A 7139-nucleotide genomic window follows, 5' to 3' on the forward strand; every position below is an offset into this window, starting at 1 on the left:
GCCGCGGTGTCGATCATGATCATCCTCGCGGGCGTCGCGATCTTCCTGATCATCCGCGGCCTGCCCGCCATCACGGGCAACTGGACCGAGGGCGACCTCGCCGGGTACCAGAACGGTTCGTGGTCCAACTTCTGGGAGTACGTCGGCCCGCTGCTGTTCGGCAGCGTGTGGGCGGCCCTCATCGCGATGATCATCGGCACGCCGGTCGCGATCGGCATCGCGCTGTTCATCTCGCACTACGCCCCCCGCCGCATCGCCGGCGCGCTGGGCTACATCGTCGACCTGCTCGCCGCGGTGCCCTCGATCGTGTTCGGCCTGTGGGGCATCATCGTCATGCGCCCGCTGCTGCTGCCCGTCGGCGAGTTCCTCAACCAGTACCTCGGCTGGATCCCGCTCTTCCAGGGTCCGGTGTCGAGCACGGGATCGACCATGCTCACCGGTGGAGTGGTGCTCGCGGTCATGATCCTGCCCATCGTCACCTCGATCACGCGCGAGATCTTCCTGCAGACCCCGCGCCTGCACGAGGAGGCCGCCCTGGCCCTCGGCGCCACGCGCTGGGAGATGATCCGGCTGTCGGTCTTCCCCTACGCCCGCAGCGGCATGGTCTCGGCCACTCTCCTCGGCCTGGGCCGTGCCCTCGGCGAGACGATGGCGATCGCGCTCATCATCTCGCCCAGCCTCATCTACTCGGTGCTGCTGCTGACCGACGGCTACAACTCGCAGACGATCGCCGCGAACATCGCACTGAACTTCCCCATCGCGACCGACCTGCAGCGCTCGGCGCTCATCGGCACCGGTCTGATGCTGTTCGTCATCTCGCTGGCGGTCAACATGTTCGCCCGCTACATCATCGGTGCCACCGGCCCCGGTGCGAAGGGCCGCAAGAAGGGCAAGCGCTCATGACCGTCACCGCTCCCTCCGCCCCCCTCGCCCTCACCAGCGGTCAGCTGCCCCGCTTCATCGAGCCGATGCTGCTCGCGGGCGTCGCGGTCGTCGTCGCCGGCGTCCAGCTGCTCATGGGCGGGTTCAACCTGGCCACCTGGCTCATCCTCACCGCGGTCCTCTACCTGATCGCGATCGGCGTCGGCTCGTCGATCGTCGAGAATCGCCGCAAGGCCGTGGACCGCGTCGTGCGCGGCCTCGTCACCGCCGCGTTCCTGCTCGCGGTGGCCCCGCTCATCTCGACGCTGTACACCGTGGTGTCCAAGGGTCTCGCGGTGGTCAACCTGCAGTTCATCACGCAGGTCGGCGGCACGCAGTTCGACCCGAACACCCTCGAGGTCGTCGCGACCCCCGGCGCCTGGCAGGCCGTCGCGGGCACGCTCATCATCACGGGCATCGCGGCGCTCATCTCGGTGCCGATCGGCATCCTCGCCGCCGTCTACCTGGTCGAGTACGCCCAGCCCAACAACCCGCTGCGCCGTGCGATCACCTTCCTCGTCGACGTCATGACCGGCATCCCCTCGATCGTCGCGGGTCTGTTCGCGTTCTCGCTGTTCAGCCTGGTCGTCGGGCCGAAGGCGTTCAGCGGGTTCTCGGCATCCATCGCCCTGTGCGTGCTCATGATCCCGATCGTCATCCGCTCCACCGAGGAGATGCTGCGCCTGGTCCCGGCCGATCTGCGCGAGGCCTCGCTCGCCCTCGGCGTGCCCCGCTCGGCGACCATCATCAAGGTCGTCCTGCGCACGGCGGCCAGCGGGATCATCACCGGCGTGGTGCTGGCCGTGGCGCGCGTCGTCGGCGAGACGGCCCCGATCTTCATCGCGGCGAGCTTCACCGACAACTTCAACGCCAATCCGTTCGAGGGTCCGATGCAGACCCTCCCCGTCATGGCCTACACCGCGTACAGCTTCCCCGGCCAGGACATCGACGCCTCTCAGGCCCAGGCCTGGGGCGCGGCTTTCCTGCTCGTCGTCCTCGTCGTCATCTTCAACCTGATCGCCCGGATCGTGGCGGCGGTGTTCGCGCCCAAGGCGCGCTGACCTAGAAAGGCACCTCTTCGTGTCCAAGAGCATCGAGGTCCAGGACCTCAACGTCTACTACAGCGATTTCCTCGCGGTCGAGGGCGTCTCGATCGACATCGAGCCCCGTTCGGTCACCGCGTTCATCGGCCCCTCGGGCTGCGGCAAGTCCACCTTCCTGCGCACGCTCAACCGCATGCACGAGGTCATCCCCGGCGGTCACGTCAAGGGCCGCGTGCTCATCGACGGCGACGACCTGTACGGCCCCGGGGTCGACCCCGTGCTGGTGCGCCGTCACGTCGGAATGGTCTTCCAGCGCCCCAACCCGTTCCCGACGATGTCGATCCGCGAGAACGTGCTGGCCGGCGCCAAGCTCAACGACAAGCGCATGTCGAAGAGCGACGGCGATGCCCTCGTCGAGAAGTCCCTGCGGGGCGCCAACCTCTGGAACGAGGTCAAGGACCGTCTCGACAAGCCGGGCGGAGGCCTTTCGGGCGGTCAGCAGCAGCGTCTGTGCATCGCCCGCGCGATCGCGGTCTCGCCCGACGTCCTGCTCATGGACGAGCCCTGCTCGGCGCTCGACCCGATCTCGACCTTCGCGATCGAGGAGCTCATCTCGGAGCTGAAGAACGAGTACACGATCGTGATCGTGACGCACAACATGCAGCAGGCCTCGCGCGTCAGCGACAAGACGGCGTTCTTCAACATCGCCGGTACCGGCAAGCCCGGCAAGCTCATCGAGTACAACGACACCTCGGCCATCTTCACGGCGCCCGCCGTGCAGGCCACCGAGGACTACGTCTCGGGCCGCTTCGGATAAGCACCCACGGCACGAAGGCCCCGCTCCGGCGGGGCCTTCGTCGTTGCCGCGTGGGCCCCGGTCAGTCTCGCGGCGAGAGCAGGTAGGCGTTGAGCTCGTCGGTCAGCGCCCGGTCGACGGCTTTCGCGACGCCGTCGACCGCGGCGACCGGCGCGGCCAGGCGCACGCTCGACAGCAACCACGCGGCATCCGCGTCGACGAGGGTCACCGCCGGAACGGTCTCGTAGGCGGTCGCGACGCCGCGCCCCTCGAGATACGAGAAGACGCTGATCTGCGTGGTGCCGTGCAGGATGCCGGCACTGGGCGCAGGGGTGATGAACCGGTCTCCGACGCGCAGCAGCACCGTCGCGGTGGGCGCCTCGAGCACGAACCCGTCGCTCGAGACGAAGACCGCGTCGTCGGCGCCGCGCCGGTGCGCCTCGCGGATCGCCGCCATGTTCACGGCGTACGAGAGGGTCTTGGCCCCCAGCTGCAGCCACGGCGCGCGCGCCGGTACGTCGAGCGCGTACCCGCGATCGAGGGTCACGACTTCGATGCCGTCGCGTCGCGAGCGGGTGTTGTCGGGGGCGGATGCCAGGGTGATCCACGCCGTGGGGATCGGCTGGCCCTCCACTCCCCTGCTGAGCAGCAGTTTCATGACGTTCTCGCCCGCTCCCGCGTGCGCGGCGACCTGCGCGATCGCGGCTCGCCACTGCGCGAGGTGCGGCGCGGGCAGGTCGCACAGCGCGGCGGAGTGCGCGAGCCGCTCGAGATGGGGACCGACCTCTTGCGGGTGACCGTCGACCACCCCGAGCGACTCGAAGATGCCGTCGCCGCGCTGGGCGCTCAGGTCGCCGACCCGCAGGGCGGGCTCGTCGGGATCGAAGAAGCGGAACGTCGGGGCGAAGTCCTCCCGGGGATCATCGGATGCCACGGGGTCGATGAGGAGAGCGCTGCGCCAAGCCATGCTGCGAGCCTATGTCGTCGACCCGACACGCCCGGGTCTTGTCAACGGGGCCGTCCGAGGGAATGTTCGCGCGGGGCCCTTGTTACACTTCTACAGCCGGGCCGCAGTAACCCCGGGCTCCATCTTCTGCCGCTATGAGCGGCCTTGCGCCGAGAGGCGTTCTGCGGTCCGGCACTTATCTTTTCCGGGCTCTTCTCACGTCAGCGCGTCGCGCCGCCAGAGAGCCGCGGATGCCGCCAGATCCTCGGCGTAGGTCGCCAGGCGCAGAGCACGGGTCGTGAGCGCGCTGGCGCGCTCGGACTCGGTGTTCTCGTAGTCGTCGGCGAGGTGCGTCGACCCCGCCGCCTGGACGCGGCAGAAGGCGGCGGCACGATCCAGCGCGACGGCGAAGTCGCCCTCGAACAGGCCGCGCAGGATCGTATCGATGAGCTGCACGAGTTCTTCGGGCCCCGCGGGCGCGGGAGCACCCGCGACGACCGCGTCCACGGTCGCCATCTCGACCCGCCCTCGCTCGTACAGGAGGGCCGCCGTCGCGGCATCGTCGTGGATCATCAGCTGCAGCAGGTAGAGCCGCCACAGCGCACCGGGCAGGGAGCGGGCGGGTGAGCGCGACCAGAGCTCGGCGATGTCGTCGATGCCGTGGTCGTCGGTGAAGGCGACCAGTCGCTCGACGACGTCGACGCTCGGGTCGGCCCGCACGCGCGACAGCAGGGCCTGTGCCGTGCTGTGAGCGACGCGCGAGACCTCGGCGGGATCCTCGGCCGAGAAGAGTCGGTCGAAGAGTTCGGCGGGACGCCGGACCGGCTTGTGGAACTCGCGGGACGAATCGCTCATCGTTCCAGGCTAGAGCGTCGTCCCCGGCGGTCGGGCCGCAACGAGCCCGCCCCCATCGAGGGGACGGGCTCGGGCGGTGACGTCAGGCGGTGGCGACGGCGAGGACCGGCGCGCTGCTCGGGGTGCCGTCGGGCGACCCGCCGGCGGGCTCGATGGTCACGGCGATCACGTCACCCGTGTGCATCTCGCCGTCGAGCACCGCGGTCGCGTTGCCGTCGGCATCCGGAGTGAAGGTTCCGGCGGCGATGGGGGTCTGGTCCCGAACGAACCACAGCTCGTAGGTCTTGTCGGATCCGAGCGCGGGCATGCCGTCGGTCACGAGCACGCTGCGACCCGTGGACGGCGACCAGTGGGCGGTCGCGACCGTGCCATCGGGCAGGGTCGTCGACGCGGACTGCGCGTCGGGCGCCTTCTCGATCTCCTGCAGGGCGACGACCGCGGCGGGCGGCGAGAAGAGCTGACCGACAGTGACAGCACCGAAGCCGAGCACGAGCACGGCGGCGAAGGAAGCCGCCAGGGCGAACCACCGACGAGCTCCCCAGCTGCGTGCGCGTGCGGTGCCCGAGGGCACGGCGTCGCTCTTCGCGACGACGGGTGCCGGGCCGGCGGCGGCGAAGTCCTCGTCCTCGGATGAGGCGGTCAGGGATGCCGCGGGCTCTTGAGGCAGCTCGGAGATGCGGGCGAACAGCGACGCGCGCACCGACGGGGGCGGCTCGACGGGTTCGACGGCGGCGCTGATCGCGGCGACCGCGTCAGCGGCGTCGCGGACGTGGGAGTCCCAGTGGGGATTCCCCGCCAGAGCCTCCTGGTACGCGCGTTCATCAGCCTCGGATAACGCATGCAATGCGTGTCCAACGGCGAGGTCGGCGAAATCCCTCTCGTTCACTTGTCCACCCCCATTTCCACTCTCAGACGCGACAGACCGTCGCGCATCCTGGTCTTGACCGTACCGAGCGGCGCCCCGACGAGGGAAGCGATCTCGCTTTGGCTGTACCCACCGAAGTAGGCCAGCGTGAGTGCTTCTTTCTGAGCGTCGGGAAGCGTCGCGAGTGCATCGACGACGCGCCGCCCTTCCATCTTCAGTTCGACTTTCTCGGATACATCGTCATACGCGACATCAATATCCCGGAAGCCCGCGCGCACGTCCCGATCCACGCTCGACTGCGACGACCGCACGCGGTCCACCGCTCGTCGGTGCGCGATCGTGAGGACCCACGATCTTCCTTGACCCCTATTCGGAGTGAATCGCGCGGCGGATTGCCAGATCTCGAGGAAGACCTCTTGCAGCACTTCCTCGCTCTGCGAGCGGTCGACGAGCACGCGGAGGATGAGGCCGAAGGCTCGGGCCGACAGGGTGTCGTACAACTCGGCGAAGGCGGAGCGGTCGCCCGTGGCGACGCGCTGCAGGAGCGCACCCACGTGATCGATGTTCTCTGCCCCGTCGTCGGGGAGGTCGAATCCGTCGATCACCATGGCATCCATCATTCCCTACGCCGTCTGCGCTCTCCGTGTGCGTGCGCGCGCGTCGCGCGTGAGGTAGGCGAAACCGTTACAGAGGGCCGCTGCGCGCGGTCGCGGGCGCTCCGGAGCGGCTGGCAGAAAATATTCCAAAGAATATTTAGAACCCCCTGACCTGGTCTTTTCACTCGTCCGGGATGCCTTCGGGGGACTCTGGCGCAACAATCCGCAATCCGATCCCCGGGGGGTCCCGAAGACCCTGTGTAAGCCGCTCCACGGCGAACCGCCCCTCGCACCGGGGTGTCCCTGACGGGTCGCAGACGCGATCCGAACGATTTCGGAGGAATGTCATGCTCACCAACAAGAAGCCTGTCGTCGCCGGTCTCGCCCTCGTTCTGGGCTCGGCCTTCGCTCTCACCGCATGTTCGGGTGGCACCACCTCGGGCGGCACCGCTGAAGAGGCCACCACGGCCCCCTCCATGGCCGCTTCGCCCTCGATGTCGGCCTCGGCGTCGATGGACCCGGCCGCCAACCTCGTCGGCCCCGGCTGCGCCGGTTACGCCGAGCAGGTTCCCTCGGGTGCGGGTTCGGTCGCCGGTATGGCCGCTGACCCGGTCGCGGTCGCCGCGTCGAACAACCCGCTGCTCACTACGCTCACCGCTGCCGTCAGCGGCCAGCTGAACCCCAACGTGAACCTGGTCGACACGCTCAACGGCAGCGAGTTCACCGTCTTCGCGCCCGTCGACGAGGCCTTCGCCAAGATCGACTCGGCCACCATCGAGACGCTGAAGACCGACAGCGACCTGCTGACCAAGATCCTCACGTACCACGTGGTCCCCGGCCAGATCGCCCCCTCGGCGATCGACGGCACGCACACCACCGTCGAGGGCCAGGACGTCACCGTCGCCGGCTCGGGTGACTCGATCACCGTCAACGGCTCCAGCAACGTCATCTGCGGTGGCGTTCAGACCGCCAACGCGACCGTGTACCTCATCGACTCGGTGCTGATGCCCCCGATGTAATTCCTCGGAGCGTGAGCGATCACGCTTCCGACCGATCGATGACCGATCGGACCTGACGGCGAGCGCCGGACCCCAGGCGAGGGGGTCCGGCGCTCGCT

The 7139-nt window shown here is 68.7% G+C and carries 8 protein-coding genes; 4 read left to right on the plus strand and 4 right to left on the minus strand.

Going from position 1 to position 7139, the window contains the following annotated elements:
* The 3 genes from pstC to pstB form a co-directional block, all read left to right on the plus strand.
* A partial coding sequence (gene pstC, locus QZ433_RS04795; protein WP_295780303.1) for a phosphate ABC transporter permease subunit PstC occupies window positions 1-903 on the plus strand: 903 nt, incomplete at its 5' end.
* Window positions 900-1982 (plus strand): phosphate ABC transporter permease PstA, encoded by a 1083-nt coding sequence (gene pstA / locus QZ433_RS04800; RefSeq protein WP_295780306.1) that lies wholly within the window; start codon window positions 900-902, stop codon window positions 1980-1982. The genes pstC and pstA, both read left to right, overlap by 4 nt.
* 19 nt (window positions 1983-2001) lie before the next feature.
* Window positions 2002-2781 (plus strand): phosphate ABC transporter ATP-binding protein PstB, encoded by a 780-nt coding sequence (pstB, locus tag QZ433_RS04805; protein ID WP_108319055.1) that lies wholly within the window; start codon window positions 2002-2004, stop codon window positions 2779-2781.
* 61 nt (window positions 2782-2842) lie between these two features.
* Here pstB and QZ433_RS04810 read toward each other — a convergent pair whose 3' ends face one another.
* The 4 genes from QZ433_RS04810 to sigK all read right to left on the minus strand — a co-directional run bounded on the left by QZ433_RS04810 (window position 2843) and on the right by sigK (window position 6046).
* Window positions 2843-3727, minus strand: coding sequence for an aminotransferase class IV (locus QZ433_RS04810; RefSeq protein ID WP_295780310.1), 885 nt, complete (start codon window positions 3725-3727; stop codon window positions 2843-2845).
* Window positions 3728-3922: 195 nt separating this feature from the next.
* On the minus strand, window positions 3923-4561 hold the full coding sequence (locus QZ433_RS04815; RefSeq protein WP_108319051.1) for a DNA-directed RNA polymerase subunit beta: 639 nt from the start codon (window positions 4559-4561) through the stop codon (window positions 3923-3925).
* 82 nt (window positions 4562-4643) lie between these two features.
* A complete protein-coding gene (locus QZ433_RS04820; RefSeq protein ID WP_295780311.1) occupies window positions 4644-5405 on the minus strand; it encodes an anti-sigma factor in 762 nt (253 codons plus the stop codon).
* Between the two features lie 38 nt (window positions 5406-5443).
* On the minus strand, window positions 5444-6046 hold the full coding sequence (gene sigK, locus QZ433_RS04825) for an ECF RNA polymerase sigma factor SigK (protein WP_295780313.1): 603 nt from the start codon (window positions 6044-6046) through the stop codon (window positions 5444-5446).
* Window positions 6047-6369: 323 nt separating this feature from the next.
* On the opposite strand from sigK, the gene QZ433_RS04830 reads away from it, so the two are divergent.
* Complete coding sequence (locus QZ433_RS04830; RefSeq protein ID WP_295780315.1) at window positions 6370-7041, plus strand: fasciclin domain-containing protein; 672 nt, start codon at window positions 6370-6372, stop codon at window positions 7039-7041.
* The last annotated feature ends 98 nt before the right edge of the window (window positions 7042-7139 follow it).

Source organism: uncultured Microbacterium sp., assembly GCF_913776565.1.
GTDB lineage: Bacteria > Actinomycetota > Actinomycetes > Actinomycetales > Microbacteriaceae > Microbacterium.